This window comes from Mycobacterium rhizamassiliense (assembly GCF_900157375.1).
In the GTDB taxonomy this organism is placed as follows: domain Bacteria; phylum Actinomycetota; class Actinomycetes; order Mycobacteriales; family Mycobacteriaceae; genus Mycobacterium; species Mycobacterium rhizamassiliense.
Map to the genome: position 1 here is coordinate 2,312,541 of NZ_LT721901.1, position 21,678 is coordinate 2,334,218.

At 67.9% G+C, this 21,678-nt stretch carries 20 protein-coding genes; 12 read left to right on the plus strand and 8 right to left on the minus strand.

The window, feature by feature from the left end:
- The first annotated feature begins 102 nt into the window (after nt 1-102).
- Together MRAB57_RS11300 and MRAB57_RS11305 are read left to right on the plus strand one after the other, a co-directional pair.
- The gene (locus tag MRAB57_RS11300; protein WP_077087636.1) at nt 103-819 is read left to right on the plus strand and encodes an SDR family oxidoreductase; all 717 of its coding nucleotides are present in this window, start codon (nt 103-105) and stop codon (nt 817-819) included.
- 36 nt (nt 820-855) lie between these two features.
- The gene (locus tag MRAB57_RS11305; RefSeq protein WP_077087637.1) at nt 856-2,556 is read left to right on the plus strand and encodes an MOSC domain-containing protein; all 1,701 of its coding nucleotides are present in this window, start codon (nt 856-858) and stop codon (nt 2,554-2,556) included.
- Here the strand turns inward: MRAB57_RS11305 and MRAB57_RS11310 are convergent.
- From MRAB57_RS11310 to MRAB57_RS11320, 3 genes are read right to left on the minus strand one after another with little or no spacing between them, the layout of a single operon-like run.
- The gene (locus MRAB57_RS11310) at nt 2,553-3,329 is read right to left on the minus strand and encodes an SDR family NAD(P)-dependent oxidoreductase (RefSeq protein ID WP_425436806.1); all 777 of its coding nucleotides are present in this window, start codon (nt 3,327-3,329) and stop codon (nt 2,553-2,555) included. The genes MRAB57_RS11305 and MRAB57_RS11310 overlap by 4 nt on opposite strands.
- 34 nt (nt 3,330-3,363) lie before the next feature.
- Entirely contained in the window at nt 3,364-4,164 is an 801-nt protein-coding gene (locus MRAB57_RS11315) for a family 1 encapsulin nanocompartment shell protein (RefSeq protein ID WP_077087639.1), read from the minus strand.
- Entirely contained in the window at nt 4,161-5,180 is a 1,020-nt protein-coding gene (locus tag MRAB57_RS11320; protein ID WP_077090548.1) for a Dyp-type peroxidase, read from the minus strand. The genes MRAB57_RS11315 and MRAB57_RS11320 overlap by 4 nt, the downstream gene beginning before the upstream one ends.
- 77 nt (nt 5,181-5,257) lie before the next feature.
- On the opposite strand from MRAB57_RS11320, the gene MRAB57_RS11325 reads away from it, so the two are divergent.
- Entirely contained in the window at nt 5,258-6,517 is a 1,260-nt protein-coding gene (locus tag MRAB57_RS11325) for a M18 family aminopeptidase (protein WP_077090549.1), read from the plus strand.
- Between the two features lie 11 nt (nt 6,518-6,528).
- On the plus strand, nt 6,529-6,876 hold the full coding sequence (locus MRAB57_RS11330; protein WP_077087640.1) for a VOC family protein: 348 nt from the start codon (nt 6,529-6,531) through the stop codon (nt 6,874-6,876).
- Here the strand turns inward: MRAB57_RS11330 and MRAB57_RS11335 are convergent.
- Nucleotides 6,870-7,460, minus strand: a complete 591-nt coding sequence (locus MRAB57_RS11335; RefSeq protein ID WP_077090550.1) for a TetR/AcrR family transcriptional regulator C-terminal ligand-binding domain-containing protein — start codon at nt 7,458-7,460, stop codon at nt 6,870-6,872. The two genes, MRAB57_RS11330 and MRAB57_RS11335, sit on opposite strands and share 7 nt — an antisense overlap.
- Nucleotides 7,461-7,543: 83 nt before the next feature.
- On the opposite strand from MRAB57_RS11335, the gene MRAB57_RS11340 reads away from it, so the two are divergent.
- From MRAB57_RS11340 to purL, 3 genes are all read left to right on the plus strand, one after another.
- Complete coding sequence (locus MRAB57_RS11340; protein ID WP_077087641.1) at nt 7,544-8,614, plus strand: phosphotransferase; 1,071 nt, start codon at nt 7,544-7,546, stop codon at nt 8,612-8,614.
- Between the two features lie 219 nt (nt 8,615-8,833).
- A complete protein-coding gene (locus MRAB57_RS11345; RefSeq protein WP_077087642.1) occupies nt 8,834-10,648 on the plus strand; it encodes a molybdopterin-dependent oxidoreductase in 1,815 nt (604 codons plus the stop codon).
- An 83-nt stretch (nt 10,649-10,731) separates the two neighbouring features.
- On the plus strand, nt 10,732-13,008 hold the full coding sequence (purL, locus tag MRAB57_RS11350; RefSeq protein WP_173814018.1) for a phosphoribosylformylglycinamidine synthase subunit PurL: 2,277 nt from the start codon (nt 10,732-10,734) through the stop codon (nt 13,006-13,008).
- 11 nt (nt 13,009-13,019) lie between these two features.
- On the opposite strand, the gene MRAB57_RS11355 is transcribed toward purL, so the two are convergent.
- Entirely contained in the window at nt 13,020-13,499 is a 480-nt protein-coding gene (locus MRAB57_RS11355; RefSeq protein ID WP_077087644.1) for a winged helix-turn-helix transcriptional regulator, read from the minus strand.
- Nucleotides 13,500-13,613: 114 nt separating this feature from the next.
- Between MRAB57_RS11355 and MRAB57_RS11360 the strand changes: the two genes are divergently transcribed.
- Nucleotides 13,614-14,114, plus strand: a complete 501-nt coding sequence (locus tag MRAB57_RS11360) for a tautomerase family protein (RefSeq protein WP_077087645.1) — start codon at nt 13,614-13,616, stop codon at nt 14,112-14,114.
- Nucleotides 14,115-14,394: 280 nt separating this feature from the next.
- Here the strand turns inward: MRAB57_RS11360 and MRAB57_RS11365 are convergent, their stop codons facing one another.
- On the minus strand, nt 14,395-15,684 hold the full coding sequence (locus MRAB57_RS11365) for an HAD family hydrolase (protein ID WP_077087646.1): 1,290 nt from the start codon (nt 15,682-15,684) through the stop codon (nt 14,395-14,397).
- 108 nt (nt 15,685-15,792) lie between these two features.
- Here MRAB57_RS11365 and MRAB57_RS11370 point away from each other — a divergent pair, with 108 nt between their 5' ends.
- From MRAB57_RS11370 to purM, 3 genes are all read left to right on the plus strand, one after another.
- Entirely contained in the window at nt 15,793-16,188 is a 396-nt protein-coding gene (locus MRAB57_RS11370) for a sterol carrier family protein (protein ID WP_077087647.1), read from the plus strand.
- Nucleotides 16,189-16,318: 130 nt separating this feature from the next.
- Nucleotides 16,319-17,863, plus strand: a complete 1,545-nt coding sequence (gene purF / locus MRAB57_RS11375) for an amidophosphoribosyltransferase (RefSeq protein WP_077087648.1) — start codon at nt 16,319-16,321, stop codon at nt 17,861-17,863.
- Between the two features lie 51 nt (nt 17,864-17,914).
- Nucleotides 17,915-19,009 carry a phosphoribosylformylglycinamidine cyclo-ligase gene (purM, locus tag MRAB57_RS11380; RefSeq protein ID WP_077087649.1) on the plus strand — a complete coding sequence of 365 codons (1,095 nt, stop codon included), beginning with the start codon at nt 17,915-17,917 and terminating at the stop codon, nt 19,007-19,009.
- 44 nt (nt 19,010-19,053) lie between these two features.
- Here purM and MRAB57_RS11385 read toward each other — a convergent pair whose 3' ends face one another.
- Both MRAB57_RS11385 and ygfZ read right to left on the minus strand, forming a co-directional pair.
- On the minus strand, nt 19,054-19,242 hold the full coding sequence (locus MRAB57_RS11385) for a DUF3073 domain-containing protein (RefSeq protein ID WP_077087650.1): 189 nt from the start codon (nt 19,240-19,242) through the stop codon (nt 19,054-19,056).
- Nucleotides 19,243-19,390: 148 nt separating this feature from the next.
- Nucleotides 19,391-20,485: a CAF17-like 4Fe-4S cluster assembly/insertion protein YgfZ gene (ygfZ, locus tag MRAB57_RS11390; RefSeq protein ID WP_077087651.1), complete on the minus strand. Its 1,095-nt coding sequence runs from the start codon at nt 20,483-20,485 to the stop codon at nt 19,391-19,393.
- A gap of 67 nt (nt 20,486-20,552) precedes the next feature.
- Between ygfZ and MRAB57_RS11395 the strand changes: the two genes are divergently transcribed.
- Nucleotides 20,553-21,440 (plus strand): aminodeoxychorismate lyase, encoded by an 888-nt coding sequence (locus tag MRAB57_RS11395; protein ID WP_077087652.1) that lies wholly within the window; start codon nt 20,553-20,555, stop codon nt 21,438-21,440.
- The last annotated feature ends 238 nt before the right edge of the window (nt 21,441-21,678 follow it).

Below are 21,678 nucleotides of genomic sequence, written 5' to 3' on the forward strand. Positions count from 1 at the left end.
CACCAAAACCGCTAGCCCGCAAGGGTCGCTGTGCGAGTTGACCGCCGACCAGGCCGGGCATATTGTGGGTCGGCTATCCCAATTTGTCCCGAAGGAGCGCGGATGGGTAAGGCGTTGCGGGACAAGACCGTTCTGGTGGTGGGTCGCGGCAGCGGAATCGCGCGTGCGATCGTTTTGCTGGCTCGGGCGGAGGGCGCCCGCGTGATCGCGGCCGGGCGGGATCGCGGCAAACTCGCAGCCGCATACGGCGACAGCGACATCGACGCCGAAACCGTCGACCTGACCGACGACGCGTCGATCGCCGCGCTTGCCGACCGGGTGGGGGTCGTCGACCACCTGGTGTCGACCGCGTCGGCGCGCGCCCGCGGCAACTTGGCGGACCTGCAGCGGAGCAACCTGCGGCAGTCGTTCGACACCAAGGTCATCGGGCCCACGATGCTGGCGAAATCGTTTGCCGCCCAGATCAATCCGGGTGGCTCGTTCGTCTTGTTCTCCGGGGTGCACGCCTTCAAGCACAACGTCGGCTACCTGGGCGTGGGCATCACCAACGGCGCGGTCGACTTCCTGGCCCGTTGGCTGGCCGTCGAACTCGCTCCGACCCGAGTGAATGCGATCTCGCCCGGCGTGATCGACACCGGCGCCTGGGACGCGCTCGGCGACGACGGCAAACGCGACTACTTCGCGCACATCGCCGAGGGGAACCCGGTCGGGCGCATCGGAACCCCCGAGGATGTTGCCAGCGCCGCCTTGTTCGCCATGACCAATACGTTTATGACGGGAATGACGCTCAAGGTCGACGGCGGCGAACCGCTGACCTAGGCTTTTCCGCGGGGTTTGAGAAACCGAGGAGACACGGTGGGCAGGCTTGTTTCGGTCAACGTGGGCATGCCCAAGAACGTGCAATGGCGCGACAAAACCGTCTACACCGGCATCTGGAAAACCCCGGTGCAGGGGCCGGTGATGGTCCGCCGACTCAACATCGACGGTGACGGCCAAGGCGACCTGGCCGGACACGGCGGTGAGCAACGGGCGGTCATGGTGTACCAGACCGAGGCGTACGACTTCTGGAAGACCCACCTGAATCGCCACGACCTCGCCCCGGGCCATTTCGGGGAGAACTTCACCGTTACCGGGCTTGCCGACGACGAAGTCTGCATCGGTGACCGCTACCGCATCGGTGACGCCGAATTCGAGGTCACCCAACCGCGCGTTACCTGCTTTCGGGTCGGTCTCCGGCTTGACGACCCAGAGATGCCCAATCTCCTTGTGGCCCAGCACCGTCCCGGCTTCTACTTCCGCGTGCTCACCGAGGGAAGCGTGCACGCCGGCGACGACATTGTGCGGACCCGGCGCGGCCGTCACGGGCTCAGCGTCGCCGGCGTCGACGCGCTGCTCTATCTGCCCGACCGCGACATCGAGCAGCTACGCAAGGTTGTCGACGTTCCTGCGCTGAGCCCGGGCTGGCAGCAATCGTTCAACGACATGCTGAATGCCCGTGACAATGCCGGGGCGCAAACGTCACCACCCACTCCGCTCGGATGGCAGGGATTTCGCCGGTTGCGGGTGGCCGCGGTAATTCGGGAGAGCGCGCAGGTGATGTCGATTCGTCTGCATGCCGACGATGGTGGCCTGCTGCCCGAGGCGCTTCCCGGCCAGTACCTGACCGTGCGAATCCCCGGTGCCGCCGATCCGGCGCCACTGCGCAGTTACTCGTTGTCCGGCGACGCCACCAACTACCGCATCAGCGTCAAACGCGAAGACCATGGCGTGGTGAGCCGGTGGCTGCACCGCCACATCGAACCCGGATCAATCGTGGAGGCGGCCGCGCCGCGCGGGGACTTCTATCTCACCGATGGCGACGAACCGGTGGTCCTGGTCTCGGCGGGAATCGGCATCACTCCGGTCTTGGCGATGCTGCACGCCCTGTCGAGGTCCCGCAGTGGCCGCGAGATTTGGTGGTTGCACACCACGCGAGCTCCCGAAACGCAAGCCTTTGCCACCGAAGTCACGAGCCTGATCGAGGCGCTGCCGCGTGCGCGGCAGCTGACGGTCTTCACGCAGATTCAGGGGCGCCTGGATCCGCAATCCGTCGCGGCACTGGGTTTACCGACTACTGCTACGGCATACCTCTGCGGCCCAACGCAATTCATGACCGATATGCGCGGCGCGCTTGTCGCGTGTGGGCTCAACGACGCACGTATCCACACGGAGTTGTTCGGTGCGTTGCCGGCGATCAATCCCGGGGTCGTCGACGGCGCACCCCGCCGGCCGCCGCACGCTCCTGCAGGCACGCCGGGAACCGGGCCGTCAATCACGTTCGCCCGCAGCGGACTTACGGTCAACTGGTCTTCGGGCTACGCCAATATTTTGGACCTGGCGGAGGCCTGTGACGTGCCGACCCGCTTCTCCTGCCGGAGCGGTGTCTGCCACATATGTGAAACCGGGGTGGTCACCGGTACGACGACCTACGTCCAGGCGCCGCTGGATCCGCCGGACCAACGAAGCGTGTTGATCTGCTCGGCGGCTCCGGCGAGCGATCTGGTGCTGGATCTCTAAGCGGCGATCGCGCGCTGGCCGCCGGTCGCGTGCAGCACGGCACCGTTAACGTAGCTGGCATCCGGGGATGCGAGAAATACTGCAGCCCTAGCGATTTCACTCGGCTCGGCCACTCGGCCGAACGTAGTGGTTGCAGCCACCGCCGCCAGCATCCCCGGGACGGCCGTGGTGCCGGGCGTCTCGGTCGGCCCCACCGCGAGCGCGTTTACCCGCACTCCGGAGCCGCCGAATTCGTCGGCCCAGACCCGGGTCAGCTGTTCCAGCCCGGCCTTGCTGGCGCCATAGATCCCGGTTCCGGCGCCCGCCACCGATGCGACGATCGTGCTCACGTTGACCACGCTGCCGCCGCCGCGTTCGACCATTCCCGGGACCAGTTTCTGGACCAGGATGTAGGGGGCGCGCAGGTTGACGTTCACGTGCTCGTCGAACGTCGAGTCGTCGGTTTCCGCGGTGGTGCCGAACTTGTAGATGCCGGCGTTGTTGATCAGGATGTCGACCTCACCCGCCGCGGCGGCCAGGCGCCTAACGTCGTCAGCGTCATTTAGGTCCGCCGCCACGAAACGTGCTTTGCCGCCGGCATTCTCGATTTCGCGGACGGTCTTGGCACCGCGTTCGGCGCTACGGCCATGCACCACGACTTCGGCGCCGCGCGCCGCCAGCTCCAGTGCAATCTCGTATCCAATGCCTGACGTAGCGCCCGTGACCAATGCGGACGAGCCGGACAGTGGTGCTGCCATCGAATCCTGCCTAGGGAAGAGAAGTTCGTCGTTCACTTCCCGCAAAGCATCGGCCGGACCGCGTTTATTCCTACGGGTTGAGCGGGACGGCCGCTTCGGCGGTGTAGCACAGGAAGGTCATCGTCTCCTGCAGGTACAGCTGCACGTTGTCCGCGTCGTGGCTGGTGTACCCGATCGACACGTCGGTGCCGAGCTGCAAATCGAAGTCGCCGCCGCGGGTGGTCAGCACGAAGGCGCCGTCGATGGCCGGCGCCCAGATGATGTCGCCGGGCACCAGCCGGTCGATGTGTTCGAGGATCGGGTATCCGTGTTCGGTGGTCTCGCTGACCTTCGTGTACACCTCGGCGGACAGCAGCACCGAGTAGGGGCCGTCGACGCCGGCCAGCCGCAGCTCGGAGATCGCCTGCGTGACCACGTCGGGAATCTCGCGGGGATCCGCCGGCAACGTCAAGGACTTGTTGGAGCTGGTGGAGCGGATGCCCTCGATCGCCGCGGCGGTGTAGCCCTCGAAGATGGCCAGGTCCTCGACGAACGCCAGCTTCTTGGCGGCCTCCTTGACCGGATCCCAGTCGGAGTCTTGCGCGCCCCGCTCGACGTTGTCGATCTCGGTGCGCGACAGCGTGAACGGAACCCGCAGCCGGACAAGGGGTTTGCTCGCGCGCAGCTGCGCCTCCACGCCGCCGGTAGGCGCCTCCACATCCAGCAGGCGGCCGGTGCTGACCGCGGCCGTCGTCGGCCCACCGGGGTCGCTGACGTCGACCACCCGACGCCCGGCGATGTGACGCTTGAACGTCCGCGTCGCCTCCAATTCGATTTCGCCCCAAGCGGCGTCGGTGACCGGCGCCAGGTTGCGGTAGAGGTTGTTTGTCATCGAGTGGTTCCTTTCAGGCTGCCTATCGAAAGTGAGCCGTCCGCAAAAGCGGGTGTTGGCGCGGGCTCCGAAACCGCTGGCGCGGGCAGGGGCGGGGGGTCGTCGAGGAAGTCGACGGTGGGCGAGAAGAACAGGCCGCCGGTGACCGCGGTGGAGAAGTCCAGCACCCGGTCGGTGTTGCCCGGTGGGTCGCCGAGAAACATGTTGCTCAGCATTCGTTCGGTGACCGCCGGCGTCCGCGAGTAGCCGATGAAATAGGTGCCGTACTCGCCCTTGCCGAGCTCGCCGAACGGCATGTTGTGTCGCACGATCTTGAGCTCGTTGCCGTGGTCGTCCTCGATGACGTTGAGCGCGATGTGGGAGTTGGCCGGTTTCATGTCGTCGTCGAGTTCGATGTCGTCGAGCTTGGTGCGGCCGAACACCAGCTCCTGCTCGGTGACGGTCAGCGCATCCCACGAGGGCATGTCGTGCAGGTACTTCTGCACGTGCACGTAGCAGGAGCCGGCGAAATCGGGGTCCTCGCCGCCGATCTCGGTGGCGCTCACGGCAATTGGTCCGCCGGGATTTTCGGTGCCGTCGACGAAGCCCAGCAGGTCGCGATTGTCGAAGAACTTGAAGCCGTGCACCTCGTCGACCACGGTGACCGCGCCGGCCATCGACTTCAGGAGGTTTCCGGCCAGCTCGAAACACACGTCCAGCGACTCGGCCCGGATGTGGAAGAGGAGGTCGCCGGGTGTGGCGGGGGCGGTGTGTTGCGGTCCGGTCAGCTCGATGAACGGATGCAGTTCGGCGGGTCGAGGGCCGTCGAACAACCGGTCCCACGCGTCCGAGCCGATCGAGGTGATCACCGACAGGCGCTTGTTCGGGTCGCGAAATCCGATCGCGCGCACCAGCCCCGAAACGCCGGGCAACGCGTCGTGCACGGTCGATTCGCCGCCGTCGTCGATGGTGACCACCAGAAAAATCGCGGCAGGCGTCAGCGGCGCAAGCACGGGCTGCGGCTGAACCGGAGGCACATGGGCGACCTTAGCAAGGAGCCGCGCAATCAGGCCCAGGGTGACCTGCGCCGTCACCGGCGGCCATGATGGTGAACATGTCGGCCAGCGCCGCAGGCCTCTGCGAATTCATCGACGCCTCCCCGTCGCCGTTCCATGCGTGCGCCACGGCGGCCGCCCGGCTCGTTGCGTCCGGGTATACCGAACTCCGCGAGGCCGACCCGTGGCCCGGCGAACCGGGCCGCTACTTCACCGTTCGCGCCGGCTCGCTGGTGGCGTGGAACACCGCCGAGTCCAGCGGCCCGTTCCGGATCGTCGGCGCCCACACCGACAGCCCCAATCTGCGCGTCAAGCAGCATCCCGACCGGGTGGTCGCGGGCTGGCAGGTGGTCGCGCTGGAACCGTACGGCGGCGCCTGGCTCAACTCGTGGCTGGACCGCGACCTGGGGATCAGCGGCAGGTTATCGGTCCGCAATGGGAGCGGGGTGGAGCATCACCTGGTCCGGATCGACGACCCGATCCTGCGTGTGCCGCAGCTGGCCATCCACCTGGCCGAAGATCGCAAATCGCTGACGCTGGACCCGCAGCGACATGTCAACGCGGTGTGGGGGGTCGGTGACCGGGCACGGTCCTTCGTGGGCTACGTGGCCGAGCGGGCCAGGGTGGCTCCGGCCGACGTGCTGGCCGCCGATCTGATGACGCACGACCTGACACCGTCGTCGGTGGTCGGCGCGGACGCCAGCCTGGTGAGCGCTCCCCGGCTGGACAACCAGGCCAGCTGCTACGCGGGAGTCGAGGCGTTGGTGGCCGCGCAGCCGCGAGACTTCGTGCCCGTGGTGGTGCTTTTCGATCACGAGGAGGTTGGTTCGTCGTCGGATCACGGCGCGCAGTCCAACCTGCTGGGCACCGTGCTAGAGCGCATCGTGCTCGCCGCGGGCGGCAGCCGGGAGGACTACCTGCGGCGCCTGCCGGCGTCGTTGCTCGCCTCGGCCGACATGGCACACGCCACCCACCCGAACTACCCGGAGCGGCACGAGCCGGGGCATCCCATCGCGATCAACGGCGGCCCGGTGCTCAAGGTGCACCCGAATCTGCGCTATGCCACCGACAGCCGGACGGCGGCCGCGTTCGCGCTGGCGTGTGAGCAGGCCGGCGTCGCGCTGCAGCGCTACGAGCATCGCGCCGACCTGCCGTGCGGGTCGACGATCGGGCCGATCGCCTCGGCGCGGACCGGCATTCCCACCGTCGACGTCGGCGCCGCCCAGCTCGCGATGCACTCCGCGCGGGAGCTGATGGGAGCGCACGACGTGACCGCGTACTCGGCCGCGCTGCGGGCGTTCTTTTCGGCCACCGCCTAGGGTCGGGCGATATGGCGCTCAACGTGGAGATGATCACCGTCGACTGCAGCGATCCCGCGACGTTGGCAGCGTGGTGGGCGCAGCAGTTCGGCGGCACCACGCACGACTTGCTGGCCGACGAATTCACGGTCGTCACCTTGCCGGAGGGGCTCCAGCTCGGATTTCAGAAGGTGCCGGATCCCACGCCCGGGAAAAACCGCGTGCACCTGGATTTCGGTACGTCGGATGTGGAGGACGAAGTGTCGCGGCTCAAGGCGGCCGGAGCCATCGAGATAGGTCGGCACAGCTTCGGCGACGACTTTCGCTGGGTAGTCCTGTCGGACCCCGAGGGCAATGTGTTCTGCGTGGTCCCTCAGTAACCCGCTACCCCGTCAAGCAGCGCGTCGAGCACGCCGCCGAATAGCCGCGTGGTGCGATCGCCCGGGTGCGTCAGGGCGTCGAAGAGCAGCGTGCCGATGAGCGCATCCGCAACGGCATTCAGGTCGGCGTCGGCGCGCAGTTCGCCGTCCGCGACCGCGCGCCGCAGCCTCGTCATCAACCCGTCCAGCTGCGGCGCGCTGAGCTGTCGGTAGAGATCGGCACCGTCGGCCGGGCGCGCGGCCGACGCGGCGACCAGCGCCCTGACCAATGCGGCGTTCGGCGGCTCGGCCAGGAATTCGGCGTGCTCGTCGAGCCAGCGCTGCAGATCGGCGCGCACGTCGCCGGTTTCGGCGACGGGAAAGGATCCCGATCCGCCGTACGCCTCCAGCACCGCGTCGGCGACCAAGGGGGCCTTCGACGGCCAGCGCCGGTAGAGGGTCTTCTTTCCGACGCCGGCCCGGGCGGCGACGCTTTCCATCGACAGCTCGGCGTAACTGCCGGTGGTGAGCAGTTCGCAGGTGGCTGTCAGGATCGCGTGGTCCAACCTGGTGTCCCGCGGCCGACCCACGCGTTCGTCGGGCAGTGGCGGCGGGCGGTCGGATTGGGCTACCTTCATTCCGACAGTGTAGGAAACGACACGTGTCGTTTCTAGGAAGGGGCTCGCCGGTGAGCGCTACTTCGTTGTCGGTGCCCAAGACCTGGGACGACATCACCCCGGAATGGATGTCGGCGGCGCTGGCCGCGGACTTCCCCGGCGCGCAGGTCGACACGGTGGGCGTCGAGCTTCGTGACGACGGCACCAACCGGCGCGCCCGATTGGGCGTCACCTATCGAGAGGGCGCGGGCCCCGCGACCGTCTTCGTCAAGGCCGCCGATCCCGCACACAAGGCCATGATCCGGTTGACCAGCGGCATGTTCCACGAGCCGCGACTGTTCACCTGCGGGGTGGACTTGCCGCTCGAGCATCCCGCGGTCCACGCCGCGCTGATCGACGAGGCCGACTACGACTTCGTCCTGGTGATGGAGGATCTGCGCGCCCGGGGGGCCGATCCCCGCGACGGCACCCGCCCGATGACCGTCGACGAGGTCACCACCGGCGTGCGCGGCCTGGGCCGGATGCACGGAAAGTATTGGGGCGAGCGCGTGTTGCGCGAGCCCGCGCTGGGCTGGCTCGAACCCTTCGTCACCTGGGAGGGCATGCAGGCGGCGCCGCTGCCCGTCGCGCTGGAACGCCTCGGCGACGACGCGCCCGCGGAGGTCCTGTCGTTGGGCATCGACGAGCTGATCGAGTCGATCTGGAAGCCCTACATCCGGACGCTGACCACCTCGCCGCAGACCCTGCTGCACGGCGATCCGCACATCGGCAACACCTACCTGCTGCCCAGCGGCGAGGTCGGTTTCCTGGACTGGCAGGTGGCCCGGCGGGGCAACTGGTCGCTGGATCTCGGCTACTTCCTGCAGGGCGCCCTCACCGTCGAGGACCGGCGCGCCAGCGAGCGCGCGTTGCTGGGTGAGTATCGCGACGCGCTCGCGCTGCCCGCCGGCGAGCTGCCCAGCGCCGACGAGATCTGGCTGCGATACCGGGCGTCGGTGGCACACGGACTGACGCTGTGGCTGGTGACCGCGAGCGCCGGCGAATGGCAACGCACCGACGTCTCTGTCGCTCTGGCGCAACGGTATTCGTTCGCCTACGCCGACCTCGAAGCGGCGTCGGCGCTGGCCGCGATCTCCGGGTAGGCGCGGCCGCCGGTTGCGGGTGGCCGTCGTTTGAGTAGCCACGAAATGCACTGCGGTCAAACACTTCTCGACGGCCCATCGGTTGTCGGTAACACCCTCGGGCGGTTGCGCTGAGTTTGGCGCGCGCAGCGCGAATTGCCGCCGGTGACGACGAAATGGGCGTAACTTGAGTTTGCTGACGACGGTTTTGTGCCGCCGCGACCGGGAGAAGGGCGCAAAATGGCTGACCAGTCACCGGCAGGTCCTACCGATACGGTTGCGCGCGCCCGCCTCGAGTCGCTGCTTGATCAGCGTGCGCGCCAGCGGTTGCTGGATCAACGCATCGATCTCGACGAGTGGGCCGGGGGGTTGTCGCAGCAGGAAGCGGCGCGGGTACCGGCGGTTCGGATTGGTCGACGCTGGTTCAGCGTGCTCTGGTTGCTGCCGATCGGTGCGGTCGGAATGCTGGTGGCGGTCGCGCTGGCGCAGCAGTTACGCCAGTACGGGTGGATGCAGGGCTTCATCGAGCATTACCCGGGAACGTCGGCAAGCTTTGCATCGCCGGTGTATTCGGGGTTTCCCAGTTGGCTGCGCTGGCAGCACCTGTTCAACATCGTCTTCATGATGTTCATCATCCGGGCGGGGTTGCAGATTCTCGCTGACCATCCGCGGCTGTATCTGAACGCGGGGTGTCGACCGGGGACCGAATGGTTGCGGATGCGCGGGCCGGTCCCCGCCGATCGCCAGGACCAAGGCGAAGCCGCCCAGATATGGACGGCCAAGGACGATTCGGTGGCCATTCCGAAGTGGTTGGGCATACCCGGTTTTCGGCATTCGATCGGGCTTGCCCGATGGTGGCATTTCAGCTTCGACCTGCTGTGGCTGGCCAACGGCCTCGTCTTTTACGTACTTCTCTTCGCGAGCGGGCAGTGGCGCCGGATCGTGCCGCGTTCGGTGGACGTTTTCCCCAACGCACTGTCGACGGCGATTCAATACGCCTCGCTGGATTTCCCGTCGAACGCCGGTTTCACCAACTACAACGGAATGCAGATCACCGCCTACTTCACCACGGTGTTCGTCGCCGCACCGCTGGCGTTCGTCACCGGCCTTTTGCAAGCGCCCGCGATCGCGGCATGGTTTGGTTTCGGGCGGGGCCCGCTCAACCGACAAGTGGCGCGGACACTGCATTTCGCAGTCCTGGTGTGGATGGTCTTTTTCATCGCGGTCCACACCGTGATGGTCTTCGTCACCGGATTCGTCGGCAATGTGAACCACATCGTCTTCGGCACCGAAACCCGATCGTATTGGGCAGTCGTCATTTACGCGCTGGCCATGGCGGCCATCGTGACGTTGTGGTTGCTCGCCTCCCCCCTCACTGCCCGGTACCCGGGCGTCGTCCGACGGGTCGGCCGCGGGTTTGTGGGCTGGGCCAAGGAGCTGCTCGAGCTGCCGCATCCCAACGCGACGTATTCCGAAAAGGACATCTCGCCCTACCTGTGGCCCAACGGAACGCTCCCCGACTCGGATCGCTATCACGAGCTGCAGGCGACGGGCTGGTCGCAATATTCGCTTCGCATCGAAGGCCTCGTCGAGAATCCGGTCAGCCTGACCTACGACGAGCTGCTCGCGCTCCCCAACCATGATCAGATCACCCAGCATTACTGCATTCAGGGCTGGTCCGGCGTGGCGAAATGGGGAGGCGTTGGAATGTCGGAGATCCTCGACATCGTGCGGCCACTGCCGTCGGCGCGCTGGGTGGTCTTCTATTCCTTCGCCTACGGAGCAGGCGGCCCCGCCGAAGGCCGCTACTACGACTGCCACAAGATCGAGCACATGCGCGAGCCGACCACACTCCTGGCGTACGCGATGAACGGTCTTCCCCTCACCGAAACCCATGGCGCGCCGCTACGGCTGCGCAACGAACGCGAACTCGGTTTCAAACAGGTCAAATGGATCGAGGCGATCGAGTTCGTGGAAAATTTCGATCACCTCGGGCTGGGACATGGCGGCTACAACGAAGACCACGAGTACTACGGCTACCGGATGCCGATCTGACCGACTCGGCTCGAACAATCGGCGAGCGGCAGCTGACGGGGCGGGGACTCTAGACTGTCTGCGTGACGAGCGCGCGCACCCAGCTGATTGACACCGTCGACCACGCCGCGACCACCCCCGACCAGCCGCAGCCGTTTCGCGAGCTAGGCCTCAAAGAGGACGAGTACCAGCGGATTCGCGAGATCCTGGGTCGCAGGCCCACCGACACCGAGTTGGCGATGTATTCGGTGATGTGGAGCGAGCACTGCTCGTACAAGTCGTCGAAGGTGCACCTGCGCTACTTCGGTGAGACCACGACCGAGGAGATGCGGGCGGCCATGCTGGCCGGCATCGGCGAGAACGCCGGCGTCGTCGACATCGGCGACGGCTGGGCCGTCACCTTCAAGGTCGAATCGCACAACCACCCGTCCTACGTCGAGCCCTACCAGGGCGCGGCCACCGGCGTGGGCGGCATCGTCCGCGACATCATGGCCATGGGCGCGCGACCGGTCGCGGTGATGGACCAGCTGCGGTTCGGTGCCGCCGACGCGCCCGACACCCGTCGCGTGCTCGACGGCGTGGTCCGCGGCATCGGCGGCTACGGCAACTCGCTGGGCCTGCCCAACATCGGCGGCGAGACCATCTTCGACCCGTCGTATGCGGGCAACCCGTTGGTGAACGCGCTGTGCGTCGGGGTGCTGCGCAAGGAGGACCTGCACCTCGCGTTCGCATCGGGCACCGGCAACAAGATCATTCTGTTCGGCGCGCGCACCGGCCTCGACGGCATCGGCGGTGTGTCCGTGCTCGCCTCGGAGACGTTCGGCGGCGACGAGGGCGGCGGCCCCGGCCGCAAGAAGCTGCCCTCGGTGCAGGTCGGCGATCCGTTCACCGAGAAGGTGCTCATCGAGTGCTGCCTCGAGCTGTACGCCGCTGGAATCGTGATCGGGATCCAGGATCTTGGTGGCGCCGGATTGTCTTGTGCCACTTCTGAACTCGCGTCGGCGGGCGACGGTGGCATGCAGGTCGAGCTGGAGACCGTCCCGCAGCGCGCCGCCAACATGACGCCCGCCGAGATCCTGTCCAGCGAGTCGCAGGAGCGCATGTGCGCCGTCGTCGCGCCGGAAAACGTCGACGCCTTCCTGGCGGTATGCCGCAAGTGGGAGGTGCTGGCCACCGTCATCGGCGAGGTCACCGACGGCGACCGCCTGCGCATTACCTGGCACGGTGAGACCGTGGTCGACGTGCCGCCGCGCACGGTGGCCCACCAGGGCCCGGTGTACGAGCGACCGGTGGCCCGCCCCGATTCGCAGGACGCCCTGAACGCCGACACCTCGGCCCGGTTGCCGCGCCCGGCCACCGGCGACGAGCTGCGCGCGACTTTGCTTGCGCTGCTTGGCAGCCCGCACCTGTGCAGCCGCGCGTTCATCACCGAGCAGTACGACCGATACGTGCGCGGCAACACCGTCCTGGCCGAGCACGCCGACGGCGGCGTGCTGCGCATCGACGAGTCCACCGGCCGCGGCATCGCGCTGTCGACCGACGCCTCGGGGCGCTACACGCTGCTGGACCCCTACACCGGCGCGCAGCTGGCGCTGGCCGAGGCGTACCGCAACGTCGCCGTCACCGGTGCCACCCCCGTCGCGGTGACCAACTGCCTGAACTTCGGCTCGCCGGAGGACCCCGGGGTGATGTGGCAATTCTCCCAGGCGGTGCGAGGGCTCGCGGACGGCTGTGTGGCCCTTGGCATTCCGGTCACGGGCGGCAACGTCAGCTTCTACAACCAGACCGGATCGACGGCGATCCTGCCGACGCCGGTGGTCGGCGTGCTCGGCGTCATCGACGACGTGGCCCGGCGCATCCCGACCGGCCTGGGCAGCGAGCCGGGGGAGGCCCTGCTGCTGCTGGGCGATACCCGCGACGAGTTCGACGGCTCGGTCTGGGCGCAGGTGAGCGCCGACCATTTGGGTGGCGTGCCGCCGGCCGTCGACCTGGCCCGCGAGAAGTTGCTCGCCGAGGTGTTGAGCGCGGGATCGCGCGACGGCCTGGTGTCCGCGGCGCACGACCTGTCCGAGGGTGGCCTGGCCCAGGCCATCGTCGAGGCGGCCCTGGCGGGCGAAAGCGGTTGTCGCATCGTGCTTCCCGAGGGTGCCGATCCGTTCGTGACGCTGTTCTCCGAGTCGTCCGGCCGCGCGCTGGTGGCGGTGCCGCGCACCGAGGAGAGCCGGTTCCGCTCGATGTGCGAGGCGCGGGGGCTGCCCGCCGTGCGCATCGGGGTCGCCGACCGCGACTCGGACGCGATCGAATTCCAGGGCCTGTTCAGGGTGTCGCTGGCGGAATTGCGCGCGACCTCCGACGCGGTGTTGCCGCGGCTCTTCGGCTGAGCGCCGTCGCCTTAGGCGTCCGATACCGGGTGAGCGCCGGGCCCGGGTACGGGATGCAGGTCGCGTGCGGTCAGGACGGTGTCGTCGTGCGGACACCGCAGGATCGCTTCGACGGCATGGCCGCAATCGCGGTGTAAGACCTCGACCGGTGGGCCATCCGGGCCCGCCTCCCAGCGGTTTCCCCATTGCATGAGGGCGATGACGACTGTGATGAGGTCTAGTCCTTTTTCGCTGAGCCGGTATTCGTGCCGCTCCCGTTGTCCGGGCTCGCGGTAGGGAACCCGGTCCAGAAGCCCGGCTTCGGTCAACGTCACGAGACGTTCGCTGAGTATGTTGCGCGCGCATCCGATTCGACTCTGGAACTGATCGAAACGGTGTGCGCCGTAGAACGCCTCCCGCATGACCAGCAGCGTCCACTTCTCGCCGACGACATCGAGCGCTCGCTTGATCGAGCAGTTGTCGGCGACATAACGATCGCGAAGCTCGGACATAACGGTCAGCTTACCAGGGTTTGACATTGCAACTCAGCCCCAGTTAGTCTGCGTTGTGTTAGACAACTCAGGGTGCGTGGGTGAGGCGCGCACCGAACCGGAAGGCACACCGCTATGCCGATGCTCGACGTCTACATCCCCGAACACGCGCTGCCCGCCGAGGCCGAACACCAGCTGCTGGGACAGCTCGCCGAGATCCTGATCGAACACGAGGGAGCCGATCCCGCCGATCCGGTGGCGCGGTCATTGGCCAAGGTTTGGCTGCATCGGCCCGCTGCGATGTTGCACGCTGGCGAGACACCCGCGGCCCCGCACTACAAGGTGATCGCCTCGGTGCCGCAAGGCCAGCTCGACGACCAGCGGACCGCCAGAGTCGTCGCGGCCATCACCGAAGCGATCCTGGCGGCCGAAGCCGGGCGCTACGACCAAGACCCGCTGCGAATTTGGGTGATCGGCAACGAGATTCCCGACGGCAACTGGGGTGCGGGTGGGCGCGTGGTCCGTCTCGCCGACATCGCCGGATTGGTACTGCGCGACGCCGACAAGGGGCGCGAGTATGCGCAGCAACGCCTGCTCGGCCGGCCGGCCGCACTGGCAGGATCAACCGGTGGCTGACCTGGCGGCCGGCGTTGGACGGCCTGCGATCGCTGAATGGGCCATCCCGGGCAGCATCCCCGCGCGGCGACCATCATGGGCGGACAGGTTGGCGCCCAACATCATTGGCAGACGTATCGTAGCGAGCATCATTGCGGCCTACGCCGTGGCCACCACGGCGCGGCACGGGCCCAAACCCGGTAGACCCGCCCGAGGCCACCATCACCGGCGCGAAGGCTTCGTCGAGGACGCCGCGATGTCCCGCGAAATGTTCAGACTGTGAGGCGGCCCGACGTCGCCGTTACGCGTACACGCGGTCGAGCTGGTCTCCGACGACGCTGCCGTCGGGCCGCAGCAGCGGCGCCTGGTCGCCGTTGGGCTGGTCGAAGCCCTGCGTCGCACAGGGATACGGCGGGCTGATGCCCAGCGGCTTGATGAACATCGGATTGACCAGCCAGCGTCCGTCGAGATTCGCGTAGGCGCGGCACATCAACTCGATCTGGTTGCGGTTGATCACCAGGCGCAGCGCGGTGGCATCGCCGATGAAGGTGACGTCCCCGTCGGAGTCGCCGGCGGCGAACACCTGACGCTGCTTGTCGGGCAGCTGGTCGAACGCCGCCGGCCCCTGGATGCCGTACACCTGCTCGTTGACCCGGCAGCGCTTGCCCTCGTTGTACGGCACGGACGGCTCCCCGCCGCACGCGCCCAGGCGTGACGTCAGGACGTCGCCGTCGTGCTCGGTGCGGGTGCCCATCGCGCGATCGGCGGAGATGCCCACGTCGGCGGCCCAGACGCGCACCACCGGCTCCGGCGAGGCGGAGACGATGCGGACGTCAAACCCGTTGTCCTGCAAGGTGGCAATGAGGTCGCGCATCTGCGCGTAGTAGCGCACCCACGCGGCGCGCCGGACGCTGCCGATCTGCTGCTCGGCCCCTTCGGGCGCCGCCAGGCTCTCGTTGCGGGCCGCTTCGACGACCCCCGCCACATCGGCGTCGGTCCAGCCGGCCAGCAGTTGCGCGGCCCAGACGGCGCCGGGGTCGATACGGCGATGGTTGTAGCCGGCGAATGCCGGTGCGCCCGTTCGGGTCTGGCGATTGGCGTACACCGACATCAGCTCGTCGGCGCAACTGGAGTTGGTGCCAGTGGGCAGCGGCTGCCCCGGGGGTGCGAGCCCGCCGCACGCGGTGGACAGCGCCGCGGCCGCCGGCGGTGTGAGGTACGGGTTGTTGGTGCTCCAATCGCCGCCGGCCGGTTGACGCACTTTGGAGTTGCGCATCATCCAGAACAGCGTCATGTCGCTGATGGCGTTCTTCACGACGGTGCTGTCGAAGTCGAACAGCGCCAACGGCGCTCCGTCGGCCGCCGATCCCAACTTGCCGCAACTGCCCAGCTTGCGGATCATCGCGTCGATCCGGTCGCGGTTGTCGCCGTACCAGCCAGGATCGGCGGCTACGGTGCGACAGTGCGCGTCCGACGTGTCGCCCTCCGAATAGTCGCCGGAGTCGCCGCAGCCGGAAACCAGCAGCATGGCCCCGGCGAGCGCGGACGCGACCAGTCGGCGCGCCGCGACCGCGGCACGTTCGTTTGTCATTGCGCCCCTTGGGGGTTGGCTGAGCGGCCGCTCAGCGGGTCCGGCCCGCGGCGGCTTCTCCGGACATCCCCCAAGCGACGAGGCCTCATGATTCTGAGACCCTATGGTATGGCCGCCCGCGACAGAGCCGATCCGGCCAAGACGCGTCAGGCGGTGCTGGCCGTTGCGGGCTGGTTGCGCGACGACACCGAGCCGGCCCCGGACCGCACCGCGCTGGCGGCCGCGGTCCGGCTCACCGCGCGCACCCTGGCCGCGCTGGCGCCCGGCGCCAGCGTCGAGGTCCGCGTCCCGCCGTTCGTGGCGGTGCAGTGCGTCACCGGGCCGCGGCACACCCGCGGCACCCCGCCGAACGTCGTCGAGACCGACCCGCGGACCTGGCTGCTGCTCGCGACCGGGACGTTGACGCTCGCCGACGCGCAGGAGAACGGATCCCTAACGCTGTCGGGCTCGCGCGCGGGTGAAATTGACCACTGGCTGCCCCTGTTCGATGTGAGCGAAATATAACTCTGAACTGCAGGTTTAGGGTGACACGCCAATAAACTCGGCGCTCAACACGCCCAACAAATTCGTGCGCGCGGCTTACGTGCCCGTAAACTCCGTAGCGTCACTACCCCTCGCTAGGGAGCCGCCCACCGTGACCGTCCAGGAATCCGAGCAGGACCTGAACTCGCCCCGCGAAGAATGCGGCGTATTCGGGGTATGGGCCCCGGGCGAGGACGTCGCCAAACTCACCTACTACGGCCTTTACGCGTTGCAGCATCGCGGCCAGGAAGCCGCGGGCATCGCCGTCGCCGATGGTTCCCAGGTGCTGGTCTTCAAAGACCTCGGCCTGGTCAGCCAGGTGTTCGACGAGCAGACGCTGGCGGCCATGCAGGGCCACGTCGCCATCGGGCACTGCCGCTACTCCACCACGGGTGGCGTCACCTGGGAGAACGCCCAGCCGGTCTTCCGCAACACCGCGGCAGGCACCGGAGTTGCGTTGGGCCACAACGGAAATCTGGTGAACACCGCCGAGCTCGCCGCCCAGGCGCGCGACGCCGGGCTGATCGCCAAGCGCGCCCCGGCGCCGGCCACCACCGACTCTGACATCCTCGGGGCGCTGCTGGCCCACGGCGCGGCCGACTCCAGCCTGGAACAGTCTGCGCTGCAACTGTTGCCGACCGTGCGCGGCGCGTTCTGCCTGACGTTCATGGACGAGAACACCCTGTATGCCGCCCGCGACCCGCACGGCGTGCGCCCGTTGTCGCTGGGACGGCTGGATCGCGGCTGGGTGGTGGCCTCTGAAACGGCCGCGCTGGACATCGTCGGCGCTTCGTTCGTCCGGGACATCGAGCCCGGTGAACTGCTGGCCATCGACGCCGACGGGGTACGGTCCAGCCGTTTTGCCAACCCCACCCCCAAGGGCTGCGTGTTCGAATACGTGTACCTGGCGCGGCCGGACAGCACGATCGGCGGCCGGTCCGTGCATGCGGCCCGGGTGGACATCGGTCGTCGACTGGCCCGCGAATGCCCCGTGGACGCCGACCTGGTGATCGGTGTGCCGGAATCGGGCACGCCCGCCGCGGTCGGCTACGCCCAAGAGTCCGGTGTTCCCTACGGGCAGGGCCTGATGAAGAACGCGTACGTCGGGCGGACGTTCATCCAGCCGTCGCAGACCATCCGCCAGCTGGGCATCCGGCTCAAGCTCAACCCGCTCAAAGAGGTGATCCGCGGCAAGCGGCTCATCGTCGTGGACGACTCGATCGTGCGAGGCAACACCCAGCGCGCGCTGCTGCGCATGCTGCGCGAGGCCGGTGCCGTCGAGGTGCACGTGCGCATCGCGTCACCGCCGGTGAAATGGCCGTGCTTCTACGGCATCGACTTTCCGTCGCCGGCTGAATTGATTGCCAACGCCGTCGAGGATGAGGAAGAGATGCTCGAGGCGGTCCGGCACGCCATCGGCGCCGACACGCTGGGCTACATCTCGCTGCGCGGCATGGTCGCGGCGTCCGAGCAGCCGGCGTCGCGGCTGTGCACCGCCTGCTTCGACGGCAATTATCCGATCGAGCTACCCAGCGAAACCGTGTTGGGCAAGAACGTCATCGAGCACATGCTGACCAATGCCGCACGCGGCGCGGGCATGGGCGATCTCGCTGCCGATGAGGTCCCCATCGGTCCGCTCACGGAAATTCGTCCCTAGTACTCGAAGGCGGCTGCTACCGGCCGTGATCGCCCGGTAGCCTTTATCGCGATGACGGATCCGGGAAAGAGCGACGGACGAGAGCCGGGCAGCGAGGGCGTTACCTACGCGTCGGCCGGGGTGGACATTGACGCCGGCGAACGCGCCGTCGATCTGTTCAAACCGCTGGCAAGCAAGGCCACCCGGCCCGAGGTGCGCGGCGGGCTGGGCGGCTTCGCCGGGCTGTTCGCCTTACGCGGCGGTTACCGCGAGCCGCTGCTGGCGGCCTCCACCGACGGCGTAGGCACCAAAATCGCTGTCGCGCAGGCGATGGACAAGCACGACACCGTCGGGCTCGACCTGGTCGCAATGGTGGTCGACGACCTGGTGGTGTGCGGCGCCGAGCCGCTGTTCCTGCAGGACTACATCGCCGTCGGCCGAACCGTCCCAGAACGACTGAGCGCCATCGTCAGTGGCATCGCCGAGGGATGTGTGCGGGCGGGCTGCGCGCTGCTCGGCGGTGAGACCGCGGAACATCCCGGGCTGATGGAGCCCGACCACTACGACATCTCGGCCACCGGGGTCGGCGTGGTCGAGGCCGACGACGTGCTGGGGCCCGACCGCGTCAAGCCCGGTGACGTGATCATCGCGCTGGGTTCGTCGGGATTGCATTCCAACGGGTACTCGCTGGCCCGCACGGTGCTGCTGGAGATCGACCGGATGAACCTGGCCGGACACGTGGAGGAATTCGGCCGCACCCTGGGCGAGGAGTTGCTGGAACCCACCATCATCTATGCCAAAGACTGCCTGGCCTTGGCCGCCGAGACGCACGTCCGCACGTTCTGCCACGTCACGGGCGGGGGGCTGGCGGGCAACCTGCTTCGCGTCATCCCGCACGGGCTGGTCGCCGAGATCGACCGCGGCACGTGGACGCCCGCCCCGGTGTTCGCGATGATCGCCCAGCGCGGCCGCGTCGAGCGTCAGGAGATGGAGAAGACGTTCAACATGGGCGTCGGCATGGTCGCCATCGTCGCGCCCGAAGACACCGACCGCGCCCTGGCGATATTGACCGCCCGGCATTTGAATTGCTGGGTGCTGGGAACCGTGTGCAAGGGCGGCAAAGAAGGGCCCCGAGCAAAGCTGGTCGGACAGCACCCTAGGTTTTAAGCGATTTCGGCTAGTCGGGCCCGATTACAGGCCGGCACGAAGTTCTAGCGGCGGCGCCAGTCGTCCTCGTCAACCCATGGCTCTTCGACACCGTTGGTGTCCAGGCCGTCGGAATCGTCGGCATCTGTCCCGGACAGCTCGCGTTGCAGCGACTGGAAGTCGGTCTGCGGTGAGCTGTACTTGAGTTCTCGAGCAACCTTGGTCTGCTTTGCCTTAGCCCGGCCGCGGCCCATGGGGGGACCCCCTCGCGCAATAACGGAGCGGCCTAACAAGTAGGCGGCTCCGATCTCTTGGTGTCGTTTATTGTCCTTCGGACAGTTTACCGTGCCTCGCCGATAGTCGTCGGAGGCCCCTGTCCCGCTGTGGCGGACGTCATCACCATCATCTCGCACCGCCCCGCAACCGTTCAACGGCTAATCTGCCAGCCCCGATTTCGTCGGCGGCGGGCACGGAATCGGCGTCGATTGCCGCCGACACCCCGCCGTCGGCGCCCGTCGTCAATTCGGTGTCGGCCGGCAGCCCCCGCTTGAGCAACGCCAGGGCCACGGGCCCGAGATCGACGTGGTCGACGACGGTGCCGAGGCGCCCGACGGCGCGGCCGCCGGCACGCACCGGGTCGCCCGTCTCCGGACGGTCCACGGAGCCGTCGAGGTGCAAAAGCACCAGCATCCGGGGCGGCTTTCCCAGGTTGTGCACCCGGGCGACGGTCTCTTGGCCCCGGTAGCAGCCCTTGTCCAGGTGGACCGCGCCCAGGCCGGGGCCGCCGATCCAGCCCACCTCGTGCGGAATGGTGCGTTCGTCGGTGTCGACGCCGAGCCGGGGGCGCACCGCCGCGACCCGGTCTGCCTCGTAGGTCCACACGCCGGCCGGTCGTACCCCCGCCTGCGTCAGACGTTGCTGCCAATCGGCCGACGCGGCACGCGGCACCACGATTTCCAGCTCGATCATCCCTTCGGGGAAGCCGGGCAAGCGGCGGGCAAAGCCGCCGGCGGGAAGCGCGGTCGCGAGCAGCTCGTCGGGCAAAGCATCCAGCCCCAGCGTGTCGAGCACGCCGCGGTCGCCGAGGTGCGGCCCCAGCAGCGACAACACCGCCATATCGGCGGCGGCCGCCGTGACCTCGGACCAGAACACCATCTTGCTCAGATAGCTCAGCAGCGGCTCGCCGCGCCACGGCTCGGTGTCGAGGTAGGTCGTCCCGCCCAGCTCGGTCTGGATCCAGTGATCCTCCACCCGGCCCTGGCCGTCGAGGCTCAGATTTTGCGTGGTGGCGCCCTCGACTAGGTCGCTGACGAATTGGCTGGAGATGGTGTGCAGCCAGGTCTGCCGATCCTTGCCGGTCAGCGTGAGCACCGCGCGGTGGGAGCGATCCACGAAGACGGCTTCGGTCTCGGCCGCCCGCTGCTCGCCCAGCGGATCGCCGTAGTGCCAGATCGCGCCGGCGTCGGGTCCGGAGTCGGGTGCGGGTACTGCTGCCACAGCTCAACTCTACGGACAGGTGCCAAGCGTGCGGCGGGGTCCACGACGGCGGCTAGGCTCTGTCTCCATGGCCGGCCGCAGCAGCGTAATCGTCACGCTGGACGGCGAGATACATCCGCCGCAGGCCCCGCTGCTGCACGCCGACGACCTCGCCGCGGTGCGCGGCGACGGCGCCTTCGAGACGCTGCTGGTGCGCGACGGCGCGGCCTGCCTCGTCGAGCCGCATCTGCAGCGCCTCGGCCAGTCGGCCAAGTTCATGGACCTGCCCGCACCCGACCTCGCGGGCTGGCGGCGCGCGATCGCACTGGCCACCCGGGAGTGGACCGCGGACACCGCTGCCGAGGGTGCGCTGCGGCTGGTTTACAGCCGGGGCCGCGAAAGCGGTTCGGCGCCCACCGCATACGTGACGGTCAACCCCGTTCCCGAGCGGGTCGAGGCGGTCCGGCGCGACGGCCTGGCCGCGATCACGTTGGACCGCGGCTTGCCGGCCAACGGTGTCGACGCGATGCCGTGGCTGCTGGCCGGCGCCAAAACCCTGTCGTATGCGGTGAACATGGCGGCGCTGCGGCATGCCGCGCGGCAGGGGGCCGGCGACGTGATCTTCGTCAGCACAGACGGGTTCATCCTCGAGGGTCCGCGCTCGACGGTGGTGATCGCCACGGATTCCGGGGGAGCCGACGGCAATCTGTGTCTGCTGACACCTCCACCGTGGTATCCGATTTTGCGCGGCACCACCCAGCAGGCGTTGTTCGAGGTGGCCCGGGACAAGGGCTACGACTGCGACTACCGCGCGCTACGGGTCGCGGATCTGCAAGCCGCGCAGGGTATTTGGCTGGTATCGAGTATGACGTTGGCCGCGCGAGTGCACACGCTCGACGGCCGACGGCTGTCCCGGTCGCCCATCGGCACGGAATTCGCCGAACTGATCGACGCCGCGATCGTCAGCGATCGCTGAGCGCTGAATTCTGTTGTCGGCTCGCGCAATGGCGGGTACGGTCGGCCGTACACAGGAAGGGAGGTGGTCCGCGAAATTGATAGCTTCATGGACATGTGAGGTGGCTACGCGCTAGCTGCAATGGCTCGGAAGAGCTAGCGATCAACGCGCGCTGGCGAATTCCCCGTAGCCACCCGGCCCCCGAGCGTCCCGGTCTGTCCAACTGGGAGATGGCTCGGGGGCCGCTCCATGTCGACCA